This window comes from Saccharospirillum mangrovi (genome assembly GCF_003367315.1).
GTDB classification, from domain to species: domain Bacteria; phylum Pseudomonadota; class Gammaproteobacteria; order Pseudomonadales; family Natronospirillaceae; genus Saccharospirillum; species Saccharospirillum mangrovi.
The window spans coordinates 2,281,831-2,306,768 of the sequence record NZ_CP031415.1 but is presented as its reverse complement, the minus strand read 5'-3'; the positions used below and the strand labels follow the sequence as shown (position 1 = coordinate 2,306,768).

23 protein-coding genes are annotated in these 24,938 nt (G+C 58.0%); 13 read left to right on the top strand and 10 right to left on the bottom strand.

Features of this window, described 5'->3' with window-relative positions; translation table 11 throughout:
- Positions 1-13: 13 nt before the first annotated feature.
- Positions 14-751, top strand: coding sequence for a FadR/GntR family transcriptional regulator (locus DW349_RS11035; RefSeq protein ID WP_108125282.1), 738 nt, complete (start codon positions 14-16; stop codon positions 749-751).
- Between the two features lie 2 nt (positions 752-753).
- On the opposite strand, the gene DW349_RS11030 is transcribed toward DW349_RS11035, so the two are convergent.
- The gene (locus tag DW349_RS11030) at positions 754-1,788 is read right to left on the bottom strand and encodes an SDR family oxidoreductase (protein ID WP_108125283.1); all 1,035 of its coding nucleotides are present in this window, start codon (positions 1,786-1,788) and stop codon (positions 754-756) included.
- A gap of 107 nt (positions 1,789-1,895) precedes the next feature.
- Here DW349_RS11030 and DW349_RS11025 point away from each other — a divergent pair, with 107 nt between their 5' ends.
- A complete protein-coding gene (locus DW349_RS11025) occupies positions 1,896-2,852 on the top strand; it encodes an AraC family transcriptional regulator (protein WP_108125284.1) in 957 nt (318 codons plus the stop codon).
- Positions 2,853-2,946: 94 nt separating this feature from the next.
- Positions 2,947-4,209 carry a D-amino acid dehydrogenase gene (locus tag DW349_RS11020; RefSeq protein ID WP_108125285.1) on the top strand — a complete coding sequence of 421 codons (1,263 nt, stop codon included), beginning with the start codon at positions 2,947-2,949 and terminating at the stop codon, positions 4,207-4,209.
- Here the strand turns inward: DW349_RS11020 and DW349_RS11015 are convergent.
- Positions 4,206-5,798: a GMC family oxidoreductase gene (locus DW349_RS11015; protein WP_108125286.1), complete on the bottom strand. Its 1,593-nt coding sequence runs from the start codon at positions 5,796-5,798 to the stop codon at positions 4,206-4,208. The two genes, DW349_RS11020 and DW349_RS11015, sit on opposite strands and share 4 nt — an antisense overlap.
- A gap of 221 nt (positions 5,799-6,019) precedes the next feature.
- Here DW349_RS11015 and DW349_RS11010 point away from each other — a divergent pair, with 221 nt between their 5' ends.
- Positions 6,020-6,343: a hypothetical protein gene (locus DW349_RS11010; protein ID WP_108125287.1), complete on the top strand. Its 324-nt coding sequence runs from the start codon at positions 6,020-6,022 to the stop codon at positions 6,341-6,343.
- A gap of 24 nt (positions 6,344-6,367) precedes the next feature.
- Here DW349_RS11010 and DW349_RS11005 read toward each other — a convergent pair whose 3' ends face one another.
- The 7 genes from DW349_RS11005 to ispE all read right to left on the bottom strand — a co-directional run bounded on the left by DW349_RS11005 (position 6,368) and on the right by ispE (position 13,598).
- A complete protein-coding gene (locus tag DW349_RS11005; protein ID WP_108125288.1) occupies positions 6,368-7,960 on the bottom strand; it encodes a GMC family oxidoreductase in 1,593 nt (530 codons plus the stop codon).
- A 163-nt stretch (positions 7,961-8,123) separates the two neighbouring features.
- Positions 8,124-8,864, bottom strand: a complete 741-nt coding sequence (locus DW349_RS11000; protein ID WP_157954315.1) for a head GIN domain-containing protein — start codon at positions 8,862-8,864, stop codon at positions 8,124-8,126.
- Between the two features lie 286 nt (positions 8,865-9,150).
- Positions 9,151-10,242, bottom strand: a complete 1,092-nt coding sequence (gene ychF / locus DW349_RS10995; protein WP_108125290.1) for a redox-regulated ATPase YchF — start codon at positions 10,240-10,242, stop codon at positions 9,151-9,153.
- 27 nt (positions 10,243-10,269) lie between these two features.
- Positions 10,270-10,857: an aminoacyl-tRNA hydrolase gene (gene pth / locus DW349_RS10990; RefSeq protein ID WP_108125291.1), complete on the bottom strand. Its 588-nt coding sequence runs from the start codon at positions 10,855-10,857 to the stop codon at positions 10,270-10,272.
- Between the two features lie 72 nt (positions 10,858-10,929).
- On the bottom strand, positions 10,930-11,565 hold the full coding sequence (locus DW349_RS10985) for a 50S ribosomal protein L25/general stress protein Ctc (protein ID WP_108125292.1): 636 nt from the start codon (positions 11,563-11,565) through the stop codon (positions 10,930-10,932).
- A gap of 166 nt (positions 11,566-11,731) precedes the next feature.
- Positions 11,732-12,670 (bottom strand): ribose-phosphate pyrophosphokinase, encoded by a 939-nt coding sequence (locus DW349_RS10980; RefSeq protein ID WP_162824636.1) that lies wholly within the window; start codon positions 12,668-12,670, stop codon positions 11,732-11,734.
- Positions 12,671-12,743: 73 nt separating this feature from the next.
- Positions 12,744-13,598 (bottom strand): 4-(cytidine 5'-diphospho)-2-C-methyl-D-erythritol kinase, encoded by an 855-nt coding sequence (ispE, locus tag DW349_RS10975; RefSeq protein WP_108125294.1) that lies wholly within the window; start codon positions 13,596-13,598, stop codon positions 12,744-12,746.
- A gap of 244 nt (positions 13,599-13,842) precedes the next feature.
- Here ispE and DW349_RS10970 point away from each other — a divergent pair, with 244 nt between their 5' ends.
- From DW349_RS10970 to DW349_RS10930, 9 genes are all read left to right on the top strand, one after another.
- The gene (locus tag DW349_RS10970; RefSeq protein ID WP_198650464.1) at positions 13,843-14,835 is read left to right on the top strand and encodes a TAXI family TRAP transporter solute-binding subunit; all 993 of its coding nucleotides are present in this window, start codon (positions 13,843-13,845) and stop codon (positions 14,833-14,835) included.
- A gap of 84 nt (positions 14,836-14,919) precedes the next feature.
- The gene (locus tag DW349_RS10965) at positions 14,920-17,091 is read left to right on the top strand and encodes a TRAP transporter permease (protein ID WP_108125296.1); all 2,172 of its coding nucleotides are present in this window, start codon (positions 14,920-14,922) and stop codon (positions 17,089-17,091) included.
- A 58-nt stretch (positions 17,092-17,149) separates the two neighbouring features.
- The gene (locus tag DW349_RS10960) at positions 17,150-18,988 is read left to right on the top strand and encodes a sensor histidine kinase (RefSeq protein ID WP_108125297.1); all 1,839 of its coding nucleotides are present in this window, start codon (positions 17,150-17,152) and stop codon (positions 18,986-18,988) included.
- On the top strand, positions 18,985-20,337 hold the full coding sequence (locus DW349_RS10955; protein WP_108125298.1) for a sigma-54-dependent transcriptional regulator: 1,353 nt from the start codon (positions 18,985-18,987) through the stop codon (positions 20,335-20,337). Before DW349_RS10960 ends, DW349_RS10955 begins: the two co-directional genes overlap by 4 nt.
- A 158-nt stretch (positions 20,338-20,495) precedes the next feature.
- Entirely contained in the window at positions 20,496-21,794 is a 1,299-nt protein-coding gene (gene trhP, locus DW349_RS10950; protein WP_232819309.1) for a prephenate-dependent tRNA uridine(34) hydroxylase TrhP, read from the top strand.
- On the top strand, positions 21,794-22,048 hold the full coding sequence (locus DW349_RS10945) for a YfhL family 4Fe-4S dicluster ferredoxin (protein ID WP_108125299.1): 255 nt from the start codon (positions 21,794-21,796) through the stop codon (positions 22,046-22,048). The genes trhP and DW349_RS10945 overlap by 1 nt, the downstream gene beginning before the upstream one ends.
- 34 nt (positions 22,049-22,082) lie before the next feature.
- On the top strand, positions 22,083-22,646 hold the full coding sequence (locus DW349_RS10940) for a GNAT family N-acetyltransferase (protein ID WP_108125300.1): 564 nt from the start codon (positions 22,083-22,085) through the stop codon (positions 22,644-22,646).
- 67 nt (positions 22,647-22,713) lie between these two features.
- Positions 22,714-23,676 (top strand): prolyl aminopeptidase, encoded by a 963-nt coding sequence (gene pip / locus DW349_RS10935; RefSeq protein ID WP_108125301.1) that lies wholly within the window; start codon positions 22,714-22,716, stop codon positions 23,674-23,676.
- Between the two features lie 17 nt (positions 23,677-23,693).
- Positions 23,694-24,092, top strand: coding sequence for a DUF1801 domain-containing protein (locus DW349_RS10930; protein ID WP_108125302.1), 399 nt, complete (start codon positions 23,694-23,696; stop codon positions 24,090-24,092).
- Between the two features lie 7 nt (positions 24,093-24,099).
- On the opposite strand, the gene DW349_RS10925 is transcribed toward DW349_RS10930, so the two are convergent.
- Positions 24,100-24,924, bottom strand: coding sequence for an AraC family transcriptional regulator (locus DW349_RS10925; protein ID WP_108125303.1), 825 nt, complete (start codon positions 24,922-24,924; stop codon positions 24,100-24,102).
- Positions 24,925-24,938 lie beyond the last annotated feature (14 nt).

Below are 24,938 nucleotides of genomic sequence, written 5' to 3'. Positions count from 1 at the left end.
TGACAGCCACCTTATGACCAAACGTTCCGATCAGGTAACCGATGCGCTCAAGCAGATGATCGCCGAGCACAAGCTCAAACCCGGCGACCGTCTGCCGCAGGAAAAAAACCTGATGGAAACCTACGGCGCCGCCAAAGGCACGGTACGCGAAGCGCTCAAAGCACTGGAAACTCAAGGCTTAATCGCCACCCGAACCGGCCCAGGCGGCGGTGCTTTTGTGGCCGACGTGCCGCCGGACCGGGCGATGTCGTTACTGGCGAATTATTTTTATTTCAAACCCATCACCATTCACGACATCTACCAGTTACGCATACAGCTGGAACCGGAAATGGCGGCTTCGGTAGTGGGGCGTTTAACCGACGAAGATTTTCGCCGTCTGCAAACCACCATGACGGTGTACGACGTACCGCCAACCAATCAGGCGGAAGAGCACGCTTTGCGCCTGGCGGAACTGAGTTTTCACGAAGTGCTGGTCGATTTATGCCCGAATCCGATTCTCAGTTTTACCTGCCATTTCTTGCTCGGCCTGCTGAAAAATCTGCGCCTGTGTCACGACATTTATGACCTGCCGAATCCCGAATTGTGGGAAACCGGCAAGTACTATCAGATGCAGTTGATCGGCGCGCTCAAACGCGGCAACGAAGCCGAAGTACGCCGCGTGATGCGTGAACACATGGAACGCGCCGAAGCGCTGATGCAACAACAGGAGACCATCATCCTTGATGGTTTTTTGCCGGCGCAATCCACTTAATTTCAGACGTTCACCAGTTTGTGCTCGATCAGGCTTTCGCCCGTGGCGACGACAGCGTCTTCCAGGCTGCGTGGCGACCAGCCCAATAGACGCTGCGCTTTTTCGCTGGTGGCGTTCAGGTTGATGCCCAGCAGCGGAATCAGGCCACGCAAGGAAGGGTTCTTGCGTGCCGCCAGTTTGACTGCCCAGTTGGGTAATACAAAGGTGGGTGTCTTGCGCGCCGCCTTGCCTAAACGACGACGCAAAATACGCGCTACGTCGATCAGACCGACGCTGTGTCCGGTGATTGCCACAAAGCGTTCGCCCTTGGCGGATGGATGCGTCATTGCCAGCAAGTGCAGGTCGGCGACATCGCGCACATCGACAAAGCCGGAGTTGATTTTGGGGCTGCCTTGCTGGCCGTCGAGCATTTGCTTAACCAGACGCACCGAGTGCGAATAATCCGCACCCAACACCGGGCCGAGCACGGCGACCGGATTGATCGCAGCCAGTTCCATGCCCTTGCCTTCACGCGCAATAAAGTCCCAGGCGGCACGTTCGGACAGCGTTTTTGAACGCTGATACGGCGCAACCGGGTAGCGACTGTTCAAGTCACTCCAATCGGTCTCGTTGAACGGGCGCTGCATCGGCGGATGGCCGACGCCTATGGCACCAAAGGCTGAGGTCAGCACCACGCGTTTTACGCCGGCATCGCGGGCGGCGCGCAGCACACGTAAGTTGCCTTCTACCGCAGGTTTGACCCAATCGTCTTCGGTGATGTGTTCACCCGTGGGGGTGGGGGATGCGCCGTGCATGACAAAGCTGCAACCGGCGACGGCGTCATCCCAACCGGCATCGGCAGTCAGATCAGCGACGACAAAGCTGAGTCGCTCGCCCGGCTCGGCGCCACCGACCTTGAGATTGGCCAGCACTTCAGCCTGGCGTTGTGGGGTACGCAGCGTCGTCCGTACTCGATAACCGGCATCCAGCAGCGCCAGAATGCAAAATTGGGCAATGTAGCCGGTGCCACCGGTAACCAGGACAAGTTCGTCTTTCACGTCAGAAGCCTCTTTGTGTGTTATGACAGTGGCGCTTAAGTTAGTGGGCGAAACTGGAACTTTGAATGCGCTAAAATCCGTATTACTTCTTTGATAGTTCGAATGTGATGACCGATCCGTTTTCCGACCTGCTCAAACTGACCCAGGCGCAATCGCTGATCACCGGTGGATTTACCGCCGGTGGCGATTGGGCAATTCGTTTTCCGGCGCCAACACGCATCAAGTTTTTTGCCGTGGTGCAGGGCGGCTGCTGGATTCACATCGAAGGTGAAGCTGAGCCTCTGCGTTTTGAATGTGGCGACATTGGCCTGATATCGGCGCCGCGCGCCTTTGTTCTGGCGAGTGATCCGAATGTGCCACCGCTGGATGCGATGGCGCTGTTTTCGGGTGCCGGGAAAAGTCGGGTGCATTTGGGTGAGGGGCAGGACTTTGCTCATCTGGGCGGGCACGTCTTGCTCGATCCGGTCAGTGGCCCGTTACTCAGCGAGGTGTTACCGCCCTGGATTCACATTCCAGCCAGTTGGCCGCAGGCGGATCGGTTTCGCGCCTTGCTGGATCAGCTCGTTGTCGAACAGGCGCAAGCCTTGCCGGGCATGCAACTGGCATCGGCACAATTGGCGCAATTGCTGTTCATCCAGATTCTGCGCGCCCATTTGATGTCTGGCGCAGCCAAACCCGCCAGTTGGCTGAAGGCATTGGTGCATCCTCGCTTGGCGCCTGCCATTCGGCTGATGCACAGCGACCCGGCCCGCAACTGGCATCTGGAGACGCTGGCGCAGGCGTGTGCCATGTCGCGCACAACGTTTGCAACTCAGTTTAAGGCGATTGCGGGGGTGGCACCGATGTCCTATCTGACTCGCTGGCGCATGCAATTGGCGCAGCGTGCGTTGCAGACCAGCGATATTCAGATTGCCCAACTCGCCAGCGACCTGGGCTACCAATCGGAAAGCGCCTTCAGCACAGCGTTCAAGCGTGAGACCGGCCATTCACCCCGCGCCTGCCGCCTGGCGGCGCAAGGCCAGGTGGCTGTGTCCGTTAATTTGGTAACGCCGGATATTGAGTAAAGCGGGTTGCGTTGATTGCCGATCCACGGGTTCCGTCGATAGGCTGTGGTGTTAAACCTGTACGCGGTGTAGTGCCGATTGGAGTAGAGCGGTTATGAAGGCAGTCATTATTGGTGCAGGTGTGGTGGGTGTGACCACCGCCTGGGCGCTACAGCGGCGTGGAATGGACGTGACTGTGATCGATAAAGCCGACGGCGTGGCGCTGGAAACCAGTTACGCCAACGCCGGTCAGCGGTCTTATGGTCACGTTTCACCCTGGGCGTCGCCGTCGATGATTCGCGAAGCCTTGCCGTCGATGTTGCGTCGCGCCGGGCCGCTGAAATTGGCGTTGCCGCCTTCAATGCGCACGTTGCAATTCCTGATGGGTATGACGCGCTACGCGCTGCAACCGGCGTTGTTCAACGACAACCGCCGGGCCATGTTGCGGTTGGGGCAATTCAGTCGCGAACAATTTCTGGCGCTGGACGAACAGGTATCGCTGGCGTTCGACGGCGCGCACGGCGGTTTGTTGAAGCTGGCCGATACGCCGGCCGATCGGGATCATTTGCTGCGCATTGCCGAGGTGATGGCGGCGTTGGGCATCGACAGCCAGTGGCTCGACGAAGCCGCCACCCGGCAACAGGAACCCGGTTTGAATGCCGACCAGCCGATCACCGGTGGCTTGTTGGTGCCTGGCGATGGCACTGGCGATTGCCAGCGGTTTACTCAGGTGTTGTCGCAACGCTTTGTGGCGGGCGGCGGTCAGTTGCTGACGCAAACAAGGGTGACGCAACTGCGCGCCGATGCTCAGCGTCTGCACGCCATTCAACTGAACGGGGCCGACTGGCTCGAAGCCGATGCGTTCGTTGTCTGCGCAGGCTGTGGCAGCCGTGAACTGGCGCGCGACCTGGGTGTGAATCTGCCCATTTATCCGGTGAAAGGCTATTCGCTGACGGCGCCGATTCGCGACTCGCGTTGTGCGCCGGTTTCGACCTTGATTGACGACACCCGCAAAGTCGCGATGACGCGATTGGGCGACCGCGTTCGGGTGACCGGTTTTGCTGAATTGGCGGATTTTGACCGACGCCTGTTGCCGCGCCGGCTCGACGCCATTCGCGACAGCTTAGACGCGCGCTTTCCCGGCGCGGCGGACTGGTCGGCGGCGGAACCCTGGACTGGCTTTCGGCCGATGACCCCCGACGGCCCGGCCGCCATCGGCCGCGCCCGGCAGGCGAATGTCTATTACAACACCGGCCATGGCACCTGGGGCTGGACGCTGGCTATGGGCAGCGCCGAGTTGACCGCGCAATTGCTGGCCGAAGAAACGCCGGCCCTGGATCTGCAGGCGTTTTCACCGGGGCGTTTTACACGCGGTTAACCCTGACGAATCCAGTCGGCCGCGCGCTCAGCGAGCATGATGGTGGGCGCGTTGGTGTTGCCACCGATTAACGTCGGCATGACGCTGGCGTCCACCACTCTTAACCCGTCGATTCCCTTTACCCGAAAACGCGTGTCTACCACGGCATCGGCGTCGATGCCCATGCGGCAGGTGCCGATGGGGTGGTAGGCGGTGTCGGCGCGTTGCCGGATCGAGGCTCGCAGTTCTTCGTCACTGGCCTGATCACTGATGAACAGAGGTTTGCCGCGAAACGCATCCAGTGGCGATTGCTGCACGATGTCGCGGCTGATCCTGCTGCCCAGCAGCATGTCGTCCAGATCGCGCTCGTCGCTGAAATAACCCGGGTCGATGGACGGTGGCGCTAACGGGTCGGCGCTGGTTAATCGCAATGCGCCTCGAGAGCGGGGTCTGAGTTGGCAGGCATGTACACAAAAGCCGTTTGGCAGATGCAGACGGCGGTTGTGATCGTCGACCACGCCGATCAGGAAATGGATTTGAAAATCCGGCCGATCCAGGTCTGGACGGGAACGCACATAGCCACCGCCTTCGCCCACATTGCTGGTCCATAATCCGCGCCCGCGCGACAGAAACGACGGCAATTCGGCGGCGAGTCGCGCCATTGCTTTAGGGCCATAACCCAGCACCTGTGACGAGGGGCTGAACCAGGCGCTGGTGTAGTCGAGGTGGTCTTGAAGGTTGGCGCCGACGGCTGGTCGATCCAAACGCACATCGATGTTGTGTCGGCGCAGTTCATCGGCCGGGCCGATGCCCGACAGCATGAGTAATTGCGGCGACTGAAAAGCGCCGGCGCTGAGGATGACGTCACCGCTGCAACGCCATTCTGTGTCACCGGAGCGCCCTTTGCGCGCGCGAACACCAACCACGCGATCGCCTTCAAACAGCAAGGCGGTCACCTGATGACGAGTCAGGATGTGCAGGTTGGGGCGCTGCTGTATCGGGTGCAAAAATGCGGCGGCGACACTGTGACGACGGCCATTCTTTTGCGTGACCTGATAGCGGCCAAAGCCGTCTTGCTGGGCACCGTTGAAGTCGTCGTTGGTTGAGAAACCCGCTGCTTGAGCGGCGACCAGAAAGGCATCGGTCGCCGGGTTGTCCGAGCGCAGATCGGACACACTCAAAGGCCCGTCCTGACCGTGGAAACTGCTGCTGCCCCGGCTGTTGTTCTCGCTGCGGCGAAACCAGGGCAACACTTCATTCCAGGCGAAATCCGTCAAGCCCATGTCGGCCCAGTCGTTGTAATCGTTCGGATGACCACGGGTGTAAATCATGGCGTTGATGGCGCTGCTGCCGCCGAGACCTTTGCCCCGGGGTTGGAACGCACGACGCTGGTCGAGTCCCGATTGGGGGGTCGATTCAAACGCCCAATTGTGCGCATAGCCGGGAATGGTGGCGGCTATGCCCAGTGGAATGCTGATCAACGGACTGCGGCCTGAACCGCCTGCTTCGATCAGCAGAACTCTATGATGAGGGTCTTCGCTTAATCGGGCGGCCAGCACACAGCCAGCCGATCCACCGCCGACAATGATGGTGTCGTAGCGTGCTTTCATGACTCTTCCTTGTGACTCTGGTTGATGGGATTGCCGAATCGGGGGAGGCATCCAATCTACAGGCCGATGATGACAGTCGAAGGGCCTGGCGTTGAGCCCTGTTTGATTCATAACTGCTGTGTTCAGAAGAGCGAAGGGCGCGGCGGATTCAGAACCGGGCCTGGGTCTTCAGCGGGGCTTTGTTATACTGAGTGGTTAACGTTGCCAGCGCAGAGTTTGCTGTGAAAAAACCGCCCACCAAAAAAGACATCCGGCGCGACCTGGAAAGTCAGGTGGATGCCTTTTTGCGTGACGGCGGTGAAATTGAAACGGTCGATCGCGGCCGCTCCGGTCTCGACGCCAGCACACCCTGGCGTAATCCGTTTCAATCCAGCAGCAACGGCGAACCGAAAACCGAGCGCACGCCGGTGCCGGAAGTTGTCGCCGCTATTGATTCGCGCAAGCAGAAGAAACCACCGCAAACCACACGCCGCCATCGTCGTCCCCGCAAAGAATGGATTTACGACGATTTCGGCGAGCCGGTGCGTTGGGTTTGGAAGGAATAGCGGAAGGAATAAAAAACTAAAACGCTATTCGCCGCGCCGAATCCAGTCGGCTGCGCGTTCGGCCAGCATTACGGTCGGCGCGTTGGTGTTGCCACCGATCAAGGTGGGCATCACGCTGGCATCGACCACTCGCAACCCCTCAATCCCCTTCACTCGAAAGCGTTGATCGACCACGGCGTCAGCATCTACGCCCATGCGGCAGGTGCCGACCGGGTGGTAAATGGTCTCGGCTCGCTGGCGGATTTGTTCAATTAATGCGTCGTCGCTGGCGGTGTCGGGCAGGTACAGCGGCTTGCCGCGAAAGCGGTCCAGCGCTGGTTGCTGAACAATGTCGCGGCTGAGTTTGACGCCGGCCAGCAACACTTCAAGATCGCGCTCGTCGGTTAAATAGCCTGGATCAATACGCGGAGAGGCGAGGGGATTCTTGCTGTGCAGACCAACTTGCCCACGCGAAAACGGCCGCAACTGACAGGCGTGCAGACTGAAGCCCTGGCCGTAGTGCAAACGCCGGTTGTGGTTGTCGCCCAGGCTGACCAGAAAGTGCAGTTGGATGTCGGGTCGATCCAGATCCGGTCGGGTTTTGATAAAACCACCGGCCTCGGCGCCGTTGGTCGTCCAGATGCCACGACCGCGCAACAGGTTCGGCAAACCGGCGACCAGGCGCGCTACGCCCGTCAGGCCGTAACCGATTAAATGCGGCGAACGGCTGCGCCAGCAACCCAGATAATCCAGATGGTCTTGCAGGTTGCGACCGACCTGGCTGCGTTCCAATCGCACTTCAATGCTGTGGCGTTGCAACTCCTCGCGCGGGCCGATGCCCGACAACATCAACAATTGCGGCGACTGGAACGCCCCCGCGCTGAGGATGACTTCATGCCGCGCACTGAAGGTTTGCACCGCACCGCGACCGCGCTGCACCCGAACGCCGGTGACGCGGCTGTCACCGAATTCCAGAGCCAAAGCCCGGCTGTGGGTGAGCACGGTCAGGTTGGGTCGCGACCGAACGGGTTCGAGATAAGCCTTGGCGACACTGCAACGCCGGCCATGACGTTGCGTAACTTGATAGCGGCCAACGCCGAACGAATCGGCGCCATTGAAATCGGCGTTGAGCGGCCAGCCGGCCTGTTGCCCGGCGGCCAAAAACGCCGAGACGACGGGGTTCTGATAGCGCAGATCGTTGACCGACAGCGGCCCGTTCTGGCCGTGAAACGGCGCGCCCAACTGGCCGTTGCCTTCGCTGTGTTGGAACCAGGGCAGAAGCTCAGGCCAGGCGAAATCGGTCAGGCCTTGGTCGGCCCAGTCGTTGTAATCGTCGGGATGGCCGCGGGTGTAAATCATGGCGTTAATGGCGCTGCTGCCACCGAGCGCCCGACCGCGCGGTTGATAGCCACGACGCCCGTTCAGGGCGGGCTGCGGTTCGCTGTGGAAACCCCAGTTGTGCAGGCGGGTCGGCACGGTTAGCGCCAGACCGAGCGGGATGTTGATCAGCGGGCTGCGGCCGTTGCCGCCGGCTTCGATCAGTAACACCGACCGTGCCGGGTCTTCACTGAGGCGGGCGGCCAGCACACTGCCGGCGGAACCGCCACCGACGATGATGCAATCGAACGTTGTTGTCATTGTTGGATCGTCCGGAATCGACTGCCGACAACTTAGGGGGCGGGCACGGCGCAGACAAGCGTAGCGGTTTAGCGAGCGGCGATTTGGTCGAATCGGCCAACAATGACGGGCCAGACGAACGGATAAACCCGTTGCCGCTGGCCCAATCCAATCAACCGATGAATCAGTCGTCCAAGGCTTCTACTGACGACGAACCGCTGATGCTCTGGCTGACCAACGGCTGGCCGCGATAGCGCACCCGGGTTGAGCCGCTGCTGTGTACCTTCAGAGATTCTTCTGCCCACACCGATACATGCGCACTGCCGGAGGAATACAGCTCGACGCTCCGCGCCAGCAAATCAGTGGCGTCCAATCGGACCGCGCCGGAGCCGTGAACGTCCAGGGTGTCGGTTTGCCCGGTCAGCGTCAGGTCGACACTGCCCGAGCCATGAATGCTGAGCTCGGAGACGTTAACGCGCAGATCGCCTTTCACAGCGCCGGAGCCGGACAGCCGCAGGCTATGGGTATTCAACTGGTCGGCATGCACGACCATCGAACCGCTGAAATCGAGCCGTTCCAGTTCGTTGACGTAAAGGGTGTACACCGGCGCAGGCGTGGTGTGCGACAGCCGCACGCCGTGGCGCGGCCCGGCATTCAGGCGGCCCTGGCGAACCTCGATGTCGAGCACGTCGAGAATGTTTTGCGGCGCCGACACCACCAGCACCGATTCGTTTGACGGCACCAACCGAACGTCACCGCGCCCGGAAAAACTGGCGCGTTCCAGCTCGCCCAGAGCATAACGCTGCTCAACATCCGGGCCGCGGGCGTGAATCGTCATCGGGCCAATGCAGCCGGAAAGCAGCCAGGCAGCCGCCAGCATCAATACGGCGGTTACGGACAATGTTCGAGAGGTTGAGTGCGTCACAAGCGTTTCCTTTTTTTGAGCGACGAGGATTTACGAATGGTTCGCTATAGCCAAGGTTGTGCCAACTGGCGACAGCGACGGCAAAGGTCGACAGGGCGGCCTTGTCCCGTCAACCGCTGACGTGAAATGCCCAGGAGATTGGTCAGTTTGCTCATATTAATTCGCCAGACAGGCCAAAACTACATCGGGGGTTTACGTGAATGTCCTAAATCTGCTTTCCCGCCAATTCGTGATGAACCAAAAAAAAAAGCGGCCTATTGGCCGCTTTTTAACGTTTAAAACCGAATCAGACGTTGAAGCGGAAGTGCATGACATCGCCGTCTTTGACGATGTATTCCTTGCCTTCCAAACGCCATTTGCCAGCTTCCTTGGCGCCGGCTTCGCCGTTGTATTGCACGAAGTCGTCGTAGGCGATGGTTTCGGCGCGGATAAAACCTTTTTCAAAATCGGTGTGAATCACGCCCGCCGCTTGCGGTGCGGTGGCGCCGACTTTCACTGTCCAGGCGCGCACTTCTTTCGGGCCGGCGGTGAAGTAGGTTTGCAGGCCGAGCAGTTTGTAGGCGGCGCGGATGACTCGGTTCAAACCCGGTTCTTCCATGCCCAGATCGGCCAGGAATTCGGTTTTCTCGTCGTCGTCCAGTTCGGCAATTTCCGCTTCCAGCTTGTTGCAGATCACCACCACTTCGGCGTTTTCTTCGGCGGCGATGGCGCGTACGCGATCCAGATGCGGGTTGTTGTCAAAACCGTTTTCATCGACGTTGGCGATGTACAGCGTCGGCTTGATGGTGAGGAAGAAAAAGGGTTTCAGGTCGGCTTTTTCTTCGGCGGTTAAATCGACACTGCGAATCGGTTTGGCGTCGTCGAGTGTCGGTTTAATTTTTTCCAGCAAGGCGACCTGGCGAATCGCTTCTTTGTCCTGGCCTTTGGCTTTTTTCTGCAACTTGAGCAGTTGCTTTTCCACTGCGTCCAAGTCGGCCAGCGCCAGTTCGGTGTTGATCACTTCGATGTCGTTGATCGGGTCGATCTTGTTGGCGACGTGAATAACGTTGTCGTCTTCAAAGCAACGCACCACGTGGGCAATGGCGTCGGTTTCGCGAATGTTGGCGAGGAACTGGTTGCCCAGGCCTTCGCCTTTGGACGCACCGGCCACCAGGCCGGCGATGTCGACGAATTCCATTGTGGTCGGAATGATTTTTTCCGGCTTCATAATGGCGGCGACTTTGTCCTGACGCGGGTCCGGCACCGGCACGACGCCCGTGTTCGGTTCGATGGTGCAGAACGGAAAGTTTTCGGCGTCGATGCCGGCCTGGGTGAGGGCGTTGAACAGTGTCGATTTGCCCACGTTTGGCAGGCCGACGATGCCACATTTGATGCCCATGCTGTGTCTCCCGAAATAGTTGGCCGGTCAGTCGGCCTGAAATTGATGCAAAAGGTTCATGGCTTTTTGCCAGTCGCCGGCGACGACTTTTGGCGTCTCGGCAATGGCCGCGTCGATGGCGCGGGCCAGTCGAATCTGGTCGTCGGGGTGGGGTTTGCCCAGCACGTAGTTGACGACTTCGGTGGCGCTGCCCGGATGGCCGATGCCCAAACGCAGCCGGTAGAAATCCTTGATGTTGCCCAGGCGCGCGATGATATCGCGCAAGCCGTTGTGGCCGCCATGGCCGCCGCCGAGTTTGAAGCGGGCGACACCGGCGGGCAGGTCGAGTTCGTCGTGCGCGACCAGAATCTGTTTGGGGTCGAACTTATAGAAGTTGGCAAAGCTCGCCACGCTCTGGCCGGAGCGGTTCATAAAGGTCATGGGTTTCATCAGCCAGACGGTGGTGCCGGCGATGTTGACCTTGGTCATCTCTGCCAGGTATTTGCTGTCCAGTTGCCAGGATGCGCCCAGACTGCGCGCCAGTTCGTCCACGTAGTCGAAGCCGGCGTTGTGGCGGGTGCGGTCGTATTGTGCGCCCGGGTTGCCCAGGCCAACGATGAGTTTCAGCGCTGCCATCTTTGTCTGTCCTGTATAAAAAAAGGGCCCGCAGGCCCTTTCGTCACGTTGGCGTCACGGACGCGAACGGTCTTACTCTTCGCCAGCGGCGTCTTCGGCTGCTTCGTCGGCGGTTTCAGCACCGGCCGGCTTAACAATCGATACGACCGGAACGTCGTGGCTTTCGCCTTTGTTCAGTTCGGTCAGAGACACGCCTTTCGGCAGCTTCAGGTTGGACAGGTGAACAACGGCACCCAGTTCCAGATCAGCCATGTCAACTTCGATGAATTCCGGCAGGTCGCCGACCTTGCAGGTCACTTCAACGTCGGTAACAGCGTGCTGGATTTTGCCACCTTGCAGCTTAACGGCTTTGCACTTCTCTTCGTTGATGAAGTGCAGCGGTACGCGCTTGTGAACCACAGTGGTTTTGGTCACGCGTTCGAAGTCGGCGTGCAGCGGTGTGCCTTTGGCAGGTGAACGCTGAATGTCCATCAGGATGGCTTGTTCAGATTTGTCACCAATGTTGATGGTCAACACGTGAGAGTAGAAGGCTTCTTCTTTCAGGGCGCGGCTCAGCTCGCGCTCTGTCAGTGTCAGGCTCATCGGTTTGCGGTTTTTGGCACCGCCGTAGATGATCGCCGGAATCAGGCCTTCACGACGCAGGCGGCGGCTCGCACCCTTCCCTGCAACCTCACGCTCTTCAGCGTTCAACGTAAAAATGTCAGACATTGCGGTTGTTCTCCAACTCAAGGCGACCGCGAACCGCGACCAGTTCGACGTGCCACCGTTTCAGTAAATCCGGGTTTCAGGCCCGAAAGGGATAAAACGAAATTCAACAAAATAGCGGCTAAAAAGCCGCTATTTGCATTCAATCAACGCAGTTCTTGGCTAAGTGTTACCGGAACATGGCGCTGATGGATTCTTCGTTGCTGACGCGGCGGATGGACTCAGCGAGTACCCCCCCCATCGAAAGCTGGCGGATGTTAGCACAGTTTTTCGCCGCTTCCGAGAGCGGAATGGTGTCGGTGACCACTAATTCCAGGTGGGAATTGGAGATGCGTTCGACGGCCGGCCCGCTCAGTACCGGGTGGACGGCGTAGGCGACCACTTTCTTGGCGCCGAAGTTCACCAGTGCATCGGCGGCCTGGCACAGCGTACCGGCGGTATCGACCATGTCGTCCACCAGCACACAGGTACGGTCTTTTACATCACCGATGATGTTCATGATTTCGGCGTGGTTGGCCTTGGGCCGGCGTTTGTCGATGATCGCCAGGTCGCTGCTCAACTGCTTGGCGATGGCGCGGGCACGCACCACACCGCCGACGTCGGGCGAGACGACGATCATGTCTTCGAATTCGCGCTGGCGGATGTCGTCGAGCAGTACCGGCGAGCCGTAGATGTTGTCCACCGGAATGGAGAAGAAGCCCTGAATCTGGTCGGCGTGCAAATCGACGGTCATGATGCGGTCGATGCCGACCACGGTCAGCATGTCGGCAACCACTTTGGCGGAAATTGGCACACGCGAAGAACGCGGCCGGCGGTCCTGGCGGGCGTAGCCGAAGTAGGGCATTACCGCGGTGATGCGACCGGCAGATGCGCGGCGCAAAGCGTCGGCCAGCAGGATGACTTCCATCAGGTTGTCGTTGGTCGGTGCGCAGGTGGGCTGAATGATGAATACATCGGCGCCGCGCACGTTCTCGTTGATATCAATGGCGGTTTCACCATCACTGAACTTGGTGATGGTGGCGTCGCCCATCGGAATGCACAGACGTTCAACCACCTGATTGGCGAGATCGGGATTCGCGTTCCCAGTAAAGACCATCATTTTTGACACTTCAGACCACCCTGTTTTGGTTAGCTCAGTCGGGTAGCCCGCAACCACCCGACGTTCAAAATCGGTGTTGCGTTCAGGCCGTGTTGGCCAGGGATCGCTGCAAAGGCGATTGGTTGACACCTCGGGCAGTAAAGCCGCTGTAGCCCGGGTATTGCTCAAGAATGCTGCGCAGTAGGTCTTGGGCTGCCATGTCGCTTTGCGTCGTTAGAAAGAGTGAGGCACCGCTGCCGCTGAGCCGGACCTGGCCGAATTCCGCCAGTCGCGTAAAAGCCAGTTCAATCTCAGGGTAGCGCTTCCTGGCCACGGCTTCGAAGTCATTGTGACCCGCCCCGGCCAGCGCGGAGCGTATTGTGCTGACTGGGGTATTTCGTGTCAATTCGGTGTCAGCAAAGAGACGGGCTGTGTTCACCGAAACACCGGGTTGCAGCACAACAAACCAGTGTTCGGGCAGCTCGACCGGTGTCAGACGTTCACCGACGCCTTCGGCCCAGGCACTGCGCCCGCGCACGAATACTGGCACGTCGGCACCGAGCGACAGACCGAGTTCCGCCAGTTGGTCTTCGCTGAGCCTGCACTGCCACAGATGATTCAGTGCAACCAGGGCAGTGGCCGCGTCTGAGCTGCCGCCACCAAGACCGCCGCCCATCGGCAGGCGTTTGTGCAGTTGAATGGCTACGCCGGCATTGGCGCTCGCATAAGGTTTAAGCAGACGGGCGGCTTTAATAATGAGGTTGTCGTCATCGGCCACGTCAGGCAGTGGTGGTGACAGTTCAATGCGGCCATCCAAAGTTGGACTAAACTCCAGGTCGTCGCCGCGATCGAGCAACTGAAACAGGGTTTGCAGTTCGTGGTAGCCGTCGGCCCGTTGCCCGGTGATGTGCAACATCAGGTTCAGTTTGGCAGGAGCGGGCAGCAGCAGGGCAGGCATGGCGACAAAAGGTCCGGTCGTCTGGAGGCGCCATGATACAGCATTGCGAAGGCAGACCAATGGGCGGATCTTGACTCAAGTGAGTTGCTGGTGTGGGTGGAAATTCACCCATTTTTCTGATCAGGGATGTCTTCAGCAGCGCCATTGGGCGCTTTTGGGACATTGGCCCGTGGCTTGCTTTGGGCAGGCCGAGGCAAAAATGCCCACTGATATCGCAGTGATATCCCGAATAAAGACAACAACAATGGAGAACAAGATGAAGGCATCCCGCACTCTTATGCTGGCGGCGCTGTCCGCGTCCGTCATGGCTCTGGGTACTGCTCAAGCCGAAGATCGTTCCGATTGGCCCAGTAACTTCACCGTTGGCACCGCAAGCCAGGGCGGCACTTACTTCGCCTATGGCGCTGGTTGGGCCAACTTTGTTGCGGAAAACCTGGGTGTTTCCGGTGGCGGTGAAGTGACTGGCGGCCCGATGCAGAACATGGCGCTGGTGCACACTGGCGACCTGGCATTCGGTCTGACCACCATGGGTCCGGCCCGTGAATCCATGGACGGCAACAGCCCCCTGGCTCCGGGTATGAAGATGGACAACGTTTGCGCCATCTTCCCAATGTACGAAACACCGTTCTCGGTGACGGCACTGACCAGTTCCGGCATCAAATCCATTGCCGACATTCCTGACGGCGCCCGCATCGGCTTCGGCCCGGCCGGTTCTACCTCCGACACCTACTTCCCGCCGATGCTGGAAACCCTGGGTGTGGACTTCGACCGCCGTAACGGCAGCTGGAACGACCTCGGTGGTCAGTTGCAGGATGGTCTGTTGGACGTGATCGCCTTTGCCGCTGGCATTCCGATTCCGGCCGTCAGCCAGTTGGAAGTTCAGACTGACGTGAACATCATCGAGTTCACCGAAGCGGAAATGAACACCATCCTCGACGCCTTCCCGGTGTCTGAGTTCACCATCCCGGCCAGCACATACCAATCGCTCGACAGCAATGCGCGTGCGGTATCCATGTGGAACTTCGCCATCGCCAACTGTGATCTGTCGGAAAGCTTTGTTTATGAAGTGACCAAGCTGACCATGGAAAACAACGCTCAGATGGTTTCTATCCACAAGGCGGCGACCACTTCCGTGCCGGCTAACTACAACAAAAACACCTTTATCCCTTGGCATCCGGGTGCGGCTCGTTGGTTCAACGAGAACGGCTACACCATTCCTGCCAACATGATTAAGTAACACCTGTTCAGGCCCGCAAGGCCTTAGTTACCGGGCCGGTCTCCATTCTTGGAACCGGCCCGGTTCTGTTCGCCGGGAACCGATATGACTGACAAAGACTACCAAGCGCCCGCCACTGAAGCCGTCGAGGACGGTCTGGTGATCGAAGGCGTTGACGACGAAACCATCGAATCCAACCGCCGCCTGTTCGAAGGCTGGGTGTTCTGGGGCGTGATGGCCCTGGCGGTGATTTTTTCTGGCTTCCACCTCTACACACTGAATATTGCACCACTGGAAACCTGGACTTTCCGCATCATTCACATTGCCGGTGCGTTGATCCTCGGTTTTCTGTTGTTTTCCGGCACGCGTTTCAGTGCCGATGACGAGACACAAAAACGCTGGACGTCCATTGCCGCTGGCGTATTGATGTTGCCCGCGCTGTTCGCGCTCTATCAGACCGGCGCCATGGCGCAGATGATGGCCAACGGAGCCATGCGCATTGCCCCGGCTGTAGAAGCCAATCTGTACGGCTGGCCGCTGATGGTCGCCACCTTTGGCGGCATCGTGTTGAGCTGGTTCCATCGCGGTCGCCGTTCGGCCTTTTCCTGGCCCGATCTGCAATTGGTGATCTGCACCATCGCCGCCGCCAGCTACTTCCTGCTGATGTACAACACCCCGTTGCGCATGAGCACCGGTACCTCGTTCGCGCCGATCGGTATTTCCTTTGCCGCTGTTGCCGGCATTGCCGTGATCATGGAATTGACGCGTCGCGTGGCGGGTCTGGCGCTGGTCGTAATCGCCTGCATCTTTTTGGTGTATGTTTTTGCTGGCCCCTATCTGCCGGGCTTCCTGGGTTATCCGGGCTTGTCGGTACAGCGTTTCTTCAGCCAGGTGTACACCGACGCCGGCGTGTTGGGCCCAACCACAGCGGTATCTTCGACCTACATTATTCTGTTCATCATTTTTGCCGCCTTCCTGCAGGCGTCAAAAGTGGGCGATTACTTCGTCAACTTTGCATTTGCTGTTGCTGGTCGTGCCCGCGGTGGTCCGGCCAAGGTAGCGATTTTCGCGTCTGGCCTGATGGGTATGATCAACGGCACCAGCGCCGGTAACGTGGTTTCCACCGGCTCGCTGACCATTCCGTTGATGAAAAAAGTCGGCTACTCCAAGAAATCGTCCGGCGCGGTTGAAGCGGCGGCGTCTACTGGTGGACAGATCATGCCGCCGATCATGGGCGCGGGCGCTTTCATCATGGCCGAGATCACCGGTATCCCGTACACCGAGATCGCCATCGCTGCCTTGATTCCGGCCATCCTGTACTTCGCGTCGGTCTATTTCATGGTCGATTTCGAAGCCGCCAAGCTGGGCATGCGCGGTATGAAGGAAGACGAAATTCCGCGCTTCCGCAAACTGGTGAAACAGGTCTATCTGTTCGCACCGATCATCATTTTGATCGTCGCATTGTTCATGGGTTATTCGGTGATTCGCGCCGGTACGCTGGCGACGGTTTCGGCCGCCGTAGTGAGCTGGATTTCGCCGCATAAGATGGGCATCCGCTCCATTCTGAAAGCCCTGGAACTGGCCGGCATCATGTCGATCCAGATCATCGCCGTCTGTGCGTGCGCCGGTGTGATTGTGGGTGTGATTTCGTTGACCGGCGTCGGCGCGCGTTTCTCGTCGCTGCTGCTCGGCCTGGCTGAAACCAGCCAGTTGCTGGCGCTGATTTTCGCCATGTTGATTTCCATCCTGTTGGGCATGGGCATGCCGACCACAGCCGCCTACGCCGTGGCTGCGTCCGTGGTAGCCCCAGGCTTGATTTCACTCGGTATTGATCCGCTGACCGCGCACTTCTTCGTGTTCTACTTCGCGGTGGTTTCGGCCATTACACCGCCGGTGGCGCTGGCGTCTTACGCAGCGGCGGGTATTTCCGGTGCTAATGCGATGGAAACCTCAACCGCCTCGTTCAAGATCGGCCTGGCCGCCTTCATCGTGCCGTTCATGTTCTTCTACAATGGCGCGCTGTTGATGAACGCCGACTGGTTTGCCATCGGCCGCGCACTGGTTACCGCCACCTTTGGCGTTTACCTGTTGTCCGGCGGTGTGATGGGTTGGTTTATGCGCCTGGCGGCAAACTGGCCGGTGCGGTTGATGCTGATTCTCGCTGCCTTCTTAATGATTGAAGGCGGTATCATCACCGACCTGGGAGGCCTGGCCATTGCGGTTGCGGTCATCTTTATCCAAAAAGCCCGAGGTGGACGGTTAGCGCCTCAGGCCTGATCGAATGCCAGCCGCGACTTGAACCTGGGTTTGAGTCGCGGCGTTATCGGGTTAAACCATGTCGCTGCGACACACCTTTACCAACTACCGCTTTTGGGTGCTGATCTGCTTTATCAGCATCTGTCTGTTTTCCTGGGGCGCCGGTTCCTGGGCGGGCTATCGGTTACTCGAACGTGAAAGCCTGCAAGAATCGTTTCGTTACAGCCAGTTGGTGGCGAACGAACTGAATCGCTACCGACCTATTCCCGAACTCATGGCCGAACACCCGTTGATGCGATCCGTGCTGGAACATCCCGACAGCGAATTGCTGGTGCTCGAAGCCAACGAAGAAATGAAAAAAATGGCCAGCATCGTCGCCAGTTCCGACGTCTATTTAATGGACCGGACCGGCCTGACCATTGCCGCCAACAATTACCAATTACCGACCAGTTTCATCGGCCGGAATTTTGCTTTCCGGCCGTACTTTCACGAAGCCATGGCCAGTGCCGATTCGACCATTTATTTCGCACTGGGCATCACCACCGATCAACGCGGCCTGTATTTTTCGCACCCGGTAACCAACGAACTCGGTGAGCCCTTGGGCGTCGTCGTGATAAAAATTCAGGTCACCGACCTCGAAGACCAATGGCAACGACCGGCCGCATTCAGCGAATCGGAAATGGTGGTGCTCGACCTCGACGGCATCAGTTTTTTAGCCAGCCGTCCGGCCTGGTTATATCGCGCCTTTGAACCGATCAGCGATGAACGCCGGCTTGGCATTCTGGCCGACCGTCGTTACCACGACGAAGATTTAACGCCGATGACCATTGTCGATCAGGGCCGGCCCATTGGCGTCAGTACGCGATCTGAACGATTGCTGGTCGGCGAAGGTGAAGCGGCGCGACCTTTCCTCAGCGTCGAAACGCCATTGCCGCAACTGGACTGGACCCTGCGCGTCTTGATCGGCACCGAGCCGGTGTTGTGGACTCAGGTGCAATTTCTCGTCGGTGGCACACTGGTGTTTCTGGGCGGATTCTTAACCTGGCTGTACGTGCGCGAACGCTATCGGCGCGAAGCCGAATTGGCCGAACGCGGCGAACAACTGGAACAACGCGTCGCCGAACGCACCGCAGACTTAGAAAGTTCCAACCAGCAATTACTGGCGGAAATTGCCGAGCGCGAACGCGCCGAATTAGAACTGAAAGAAACGCAGCAGGAATTAATTCAGGCGGCCAAGTTAGCCGTGTTAGGGCAGATGTCGGCGGGTTTGAACCATGAAATGAACCAACCGTTAACGGCGATACAAGCCTACGCACGCAACAGCCGTCGGTTTCTGGAGCGCGGTGAAAACGAAACCGTCGATGCCAACCTGCATGAAATTGTTTCCTTGTGCGATCGCATGGCCGAATTAACCCGGCAGTTCAAAGTGTTTGCCCGCAAATCGGAAGGCCGGCCCAGTCTGGTTGATATGCGCCAGCCGATTGATGGCGCCTTGAAAATCATCAGCGCACAAGACAACAGCGCCGGCGTGCAATTCGATTGGCAACGGCCGCAACACCCAGCCTGGGTGCATGGCGATTTGATTCGCATCGAACAGGTATTAGTGAACCTGATTGCCAATGCCGCGCAGGCCACCGAAACCGTCGATCAACCGCAGATACAAATTGACCTGCGCTTTAACGACGCTTGCTGGCAATGCCGTGTGCGCGATAATGGCCCCGGTTTGCCAGCCAACACTGAACAATTATTCGAACCGTTTTTTACCACTAAATCCATGAAACAGGGACTCGGTTTGGGCCTGTCGATTTCCCGCCAGATTGTTGATGCACTGGGCGGAAAACTCGTCGGCCAAAACCGCCGTGACGGCCAGGGCGCAGAATTTATTCTGACACTGACCCAGCGAGAGGGCGCAGCATGAATCAACGAGCCGTTGTCTTTATCGACGACGAAACCGACATCCGCCAGGTGATGAAACAGACGCTGGCCCTGGAAAATTTACCGGCCGATTGTTACGCCGATGGCGCGTCTGCGTTAACGGCGTTATCCGCCGAAGAAAACGTCGTCGTACTGTGCGATTACCACATGCCCGGCATGGATGGCTTGGATGTGTTGCGCGCCGTCCGCGCCATCGACGACGCCATTCCCGTCATCATCCTCACCGGCCAGGGCGACATCAGCACCGCCGTAGCCGCCATGCAGGATGGCGCTTACGACTTTATTGAAAAACCTTTCGACCACGACGAACTGATTGAACTGCTGAAAAAAGCGCGCGAAAAACGCCAACTGGCGTTGGAAAACCGCGAACTGAAAGCACGCCTAAAACACTTTGCGCGACCGGGCCCGCGCGTCTTGGGTGACAGCGCCGGTATGTTGCGATTAATGGCGCAGCTGGACCCGGTAATTGATACTTCAGCGGTTATTTTGCTGAACGGCGAAACCGGCACCGGTAAAGACGCATTGGCGCGTTACATTCACGAAAACAGCGCGCGTTCCGACCACAATTACGTCGCGGTAAATTGCGGCGCCGTACCGGAAAATCTGATCGAAAGCGAACTCTTTGGTCACGAAGCCGGCGCCTTCACCGGCGCCGACAAAAAACGCATCGGCCGTTTCGAACACGCCAGCGGCGGCACATTGTTTTTGGACGAAGTCGAATCCATGCCGTTGGCGTTGCAAGTAAAATTGTTGCGGGTTTTGGAAGAAGGCAAAGTCGAACGACTCGGTTCCAATACCGCCATCGACGTTGATGTACGAATTATCGCCGCCACCAAAACCGACCTGAAAAAACTCAGCGACGCCAGCGAGTTTCGACCCGACCTGTATTACCGGCTCAACGTCGTCGAATTAATGATTCCGCCGCTGCGCGAACGCAAAGACGACATCCCGCTGCTGTTCCACCATTTCGCGCTCATCGCCGCCGCACGCTACGACCGCGAAAGCGTACCGCTCACGCCCGACCAGACCGCACGCTTATTGCACCATTCCTGGCCGGGCAACGTACGCGAACTGCGCAACCTCGCCGAGCGTTATGTATTAATGGGCCCAGCCGCCCTGGACGACGCCAACGAACCCACCCAACCCGAAGTCGCCAACCGCCGCACGCTCGTTGAAATGATGGATGGCTTTGAGCGCTCGCTGTTGCAATCGGCCTTGCGCGATAACCAGGGTTCAATCAAAGACACCATGCTAAGTCTGGGCCTGGCGCGGAAAACCCTGTACGACAAGATGCGCAAGCATGGGTTGGATAAGGCGGAGTTTAAGGAATAAACGCAGACAGTTTTTAACGTTCTTTCGTTGATCTGTATCAGCCACCTGATTAGAGAAATCGGTTCTACTCGGCGCTTTCGTCGTCCCGGTTTCTCGCCGTGTTGAAATCACCTCTGGAAAAACCCGAACTCCTTTCCCCAGCTGGCAGCCTCAAAAACATGCGCTATGCCTTCGCCTATGGCGCTGATGCGGTCTACGCCGGCCAGCCGCGTTACAGCTTGCGGGTGCGCAATAATGAATTCGATCATGCCAATCTGAAAATCGGTATTGATGAAGCCCATGCGCTGGGTAAACGCTTTTATGTGGTTTGCAATATTCAACCGCACAACGCCAAATTGAAAACCTTTATTCGCGATCTGGAGCCGGTTGTGGCGATGGCGCCGGATGCACTGATTATGTCTGATCCGGGTTTGATCATGATGGTGCGTGAGGCCTTTCCCGACATGCCCATTCATCTGTCGGTGCAGGCCAATGCGGTGAATTGGGCGGCGGTAAAATTCTGGGCGGGACAGGGTATTGAACGAGTGATTTTGTCGCGCGAATTATCGATTGATGAGATTGCCGAAATTCGTCAGCAGTGCCCGGATATTGAGTTGGAAGTTTTTGTGCACGGCGCCTTGTGCATGGCGTATTCGGGACGGTGTTTGCTGTCGGGGTACATGAACCGGCGCGATCCGAATCAGGGTACTTGCACCAATGCCTGTCGTTGGTCGTATTCGGTTGAGGCCGGCCGCGAGGATGAGGCGGGGCAAGTTGTTGAGCTGGTTGAACCGACCTTGGGTCAAGGTGTCAATTTCAGTGAGCCGGTGTTGCTGACTGAAATAACCCGGCCCGAGGAAAAAATGACCGCGTTTGAAGACGAACACGGCACCTACATTTTTAATTCGCGCGATTTACGCGCGGTACAACATGTCGAGCGGTTGACGCAATTGGGCGTTCATTCACTGAAAATCGAAGGTCGTACCAAGTCGTTTTATTACTGCGCGCGTACCGCTCAGGTGTATCGAAAAGCCATCGACGATGCCGTTGCCGGAGAACCTTTTGATGCGTCGTTAATGAATACTTTGGAAAGTCTGGCGCATCGCGGATATACCGACGGTTTTTTGCAGCGCCATCGCCACGACGCTTATCAGAATTACGACTACGGCCATTCGGTATCCAAACAACAACAGTTCATTGGTGAGTTCAGTGGCGTGCGAGATGGCGAGTGGGCGGAAGTTATCGTCAAAAATAAATTTTGCGTCGGCGATTTGCTCGAAATGATGACGCCGAACGGAAATGTGATGCTTGCTTTGGCGGATATGCGCGACAAAGATGGCAACGCCATTGATGTCGCCAAAGGCAGCGGCCATCAGGTTTTTATTCCGGTGCCAAGCGACATCGAACTTGCCTTTGCGTTATTGATGCGCGATCTAAGCGCCGGCCAGGATACTCGGACCGCGCGCGGAGCCACCTGATGGCGTTGTTGATTACCGAGCGTTGCACCAATTGCGATATGTGCGAACCGGAATGCCCGAATTCGGCCATCGTTTTCGCAGCGGTGATATACGAAATCGATCCGGCCCGCTGCACCGAATGCAAAGGCCATTACGACGAACCGACTTGCCAGGCGGTGTGCCCGATCAGCCGCTGCATTGTGCCCGACCCGCAACATATTGAGACTGATGATGAACTGCTGGATAAATTCGTCGCACTGCAAGGGCTTATCTGAATAAAACCGCAGGGATAAGCGTTATGATGCGCTGATGCCATTAAATCCGCCCGGGAAGACAAGCATGGATATTCCTGTCCTCGAAACCGAACGTTTGCGCATGCGTGCCTTTACTCAGGCCGATGCTGATAACTTTGCAACCTTGAACGCCAATGCCGATTTTGTGCGTTATCTCGGCCAGGGCGTACCGATTGATTCCGTCGAAAGCTGGCGGGTGATGGCGACTATCCTCGGACACTGGCAGTTGCTCGGCTACGGTCTCTGGTTGGTGGAAGAAAAATACAGTGGACGTTTTGTTGGCCGGGTTGGGTTGCTCAATTTGCCGGGTTGGCCAGGTATTGAAATTGGTTGGGGTATAGCCCCCGATTTCTGGGGCCGGGGTTATGCTTTTGAAGCGGCGTTGGTGTCAATGCGATGGGCCTTTGATGAATTGCAGCTCAACCAGTTGATTAGCCTGATTCATCCCGATAACCAGGCCTCGAAAAAGCTGGCGCAGCGTGTGGGTGAGACCTTCCTCAATCAGCAGGAAGTGGCTGGTAAACTCTGCGACATCTATGCGATCGACCGGGCTGAGTTTTTAACTTTACATCCGGCGTGACAGCTTGGCATAAACGATTTGAGTGACGTGTTAGTATCCACGGTTCACATTCAGGTTCTGGTGCGTTATGTCCGCTGACACTGTATTTGATCAATATGCTTACCCTCCTATTAAGCCTTACGACTCCGGCCTGCTCGACGTTGGCGACGGCCATCAGATTTATTGGGAAAGAGTTGGCACTCGCGGTGCCAAGCCAGCGGTATTTCTGCACGGCGGGCCGGGCGGTGGTTGTGAGCCGGATTACCGGAGGATGTTCGATCCGCAACAATACGACATCGTTTTGTTCGACCAACGCGGCTGTGGTCGCTCGTTACCGCATGCCGATCTGACGGCGAACACCACCTGGGATTTGGTGGCCGATATTGAACGGTTGCGCGATATGTTCGGTCACCAGAAGTGGCTGGTATTTGGCGGCAGTTGGGGATCGACCCTGGCGCTGGCTTATGCGCAAACGTACCCGGAGCGGGTCAGTGAATTAATTCTGCGCGGCGTCTATACGCTGACCAAAGCGGAACTCGATTGGTACTACCAATACGGTGTCTCGGAAATGTACCCCGACCGTTGGGAGCACTTTATTGCACCCATTCCGGAAGCCGAACGCGGCCAGATGATGGCGGCTTACCACCGTCGGTTAACCGGCAACGACGAAATAGAAAAATTGCGTTGTGCTAAAGCCTGGAGCCAATGGGAAGGTTCGACTATTTCCTTGTTGCCAGCGGCGGACCGGATCGAGGAGTTCGGTGACGATCATTTCGCCATCGCCTTTGCGCGCATCGAAAACCATTTCTTTATGAACGCCGGCTGGCTCGAAGAAGGGCAATTGTTGCGCGACGCGGCCAAGCTCAACGGCATTCCCGGCGTTATTGTGCACGGTCGTTACGACATGCCGTGCCCATTGCGCACCGCCTGGGAATTAGCCAAAGTCTGGACCGATGCCGAGTTGCACATCGTAGAAGCAGCGGGCCACACCATGGCGGAGCCGGAAATTCTGAGCCGCTTGATTGAAGCAACGGATCGATTCGCCCGTTAACGACGGAGGCTAAACCCATGTCACCCTTGTTCACCTTGAATAATGCCGTTGAGCAAGACCAAGCCGTTGAGGAATGGCTGGGCAGTCGGGAAGGGCGTCTGGGTGAATTGGCGCGACACTGGTTCGCGGTGGTGCGTCAGTGCGGCCCCGATGTGTTGGAAATCATGCACGATGGCATGGCAACCGCCTGTGTCGGTGAGGCGGCTTTTGCTTACGTGGCCGTTTACACCGCGCACCTCAACATCGGCTTTTTTCGCGGAGCGGAATTGGATGACCCACACAAACTGCTCGAAGGCACCGGCAAGATGATGCGGCATGTGAAAGTTCGGCCGGGTGCCGAGCCGGATGAAGAGGCGTTAACGGAACTGATTCATCATTCCTACGCCGTTATCCAGCGTCGGCTTGAGGAACTCTGAGCCGTTATCAACCCAAACTGCGGCGCCACTCCCGGGGCGACATTCCGCATTGCACTTTGAACGCGCGCGACAGCGCCGCCTCACCGCTGTAACCCACTTCGTTGGCGATGGCCGCCAACGACCGATCTTTGCGCAACGATTGCTGCGCCAGCCGAATGCGCCAACTTTGCAAATAGGCTCCCATGGTCATACCCACGACGTCTTTGAACGCATTGGCAAACACGCTACGCGACATCCGCGCCTGCTCCGACAGGCTGTCTAACGACCAAGGCTGCGCCGGCGCTTCGTGCATGGCGATCAACGCATGTCGCAACTTCGGGTGCGCCATGCCCGCCAACATGCCGCTGTTAAGTGCCTCGCCTTCCATCAAATAACGCAGCACCTGAATCATCACCGCTTCAAACAATCGGCTGATCAGTGCCTGGCGTCCGCAGCGCTCATCGAACGCCTCTTCAAACAGCAAACTCAACAACGCATCGGAGCCAAACAGGCTCGACAGTGGAATCAGACTGACCGCAGGCAACGCATCGGTCAGCGGGTTGCTGGTACCGCCTTCAAAGTGCAGATCGGCACACACCAGTTCGGCCGGCTCGTCGTCGTGGGTAATAAACCGCCGGCTGCGGCTGCGCGGGTAGAGCAGCAGGCTGGGCTCGCGAATGTCCAGCTCGGGCAAATCATCGTGCTGAACTTTTAGCCGCCCGGACTTGATGAGGTGCAACTGCCCGAGGCCGTCGCTGACGGGCAGGGTATGGGCGCCACACACCCGGCCGGAGTGAAACAGGCTGGCGTGGACGTTAAAGCGGTTGAGTAGGGCTTCCAGGCGGTCGGCCATGGTGGTGTCTCGCG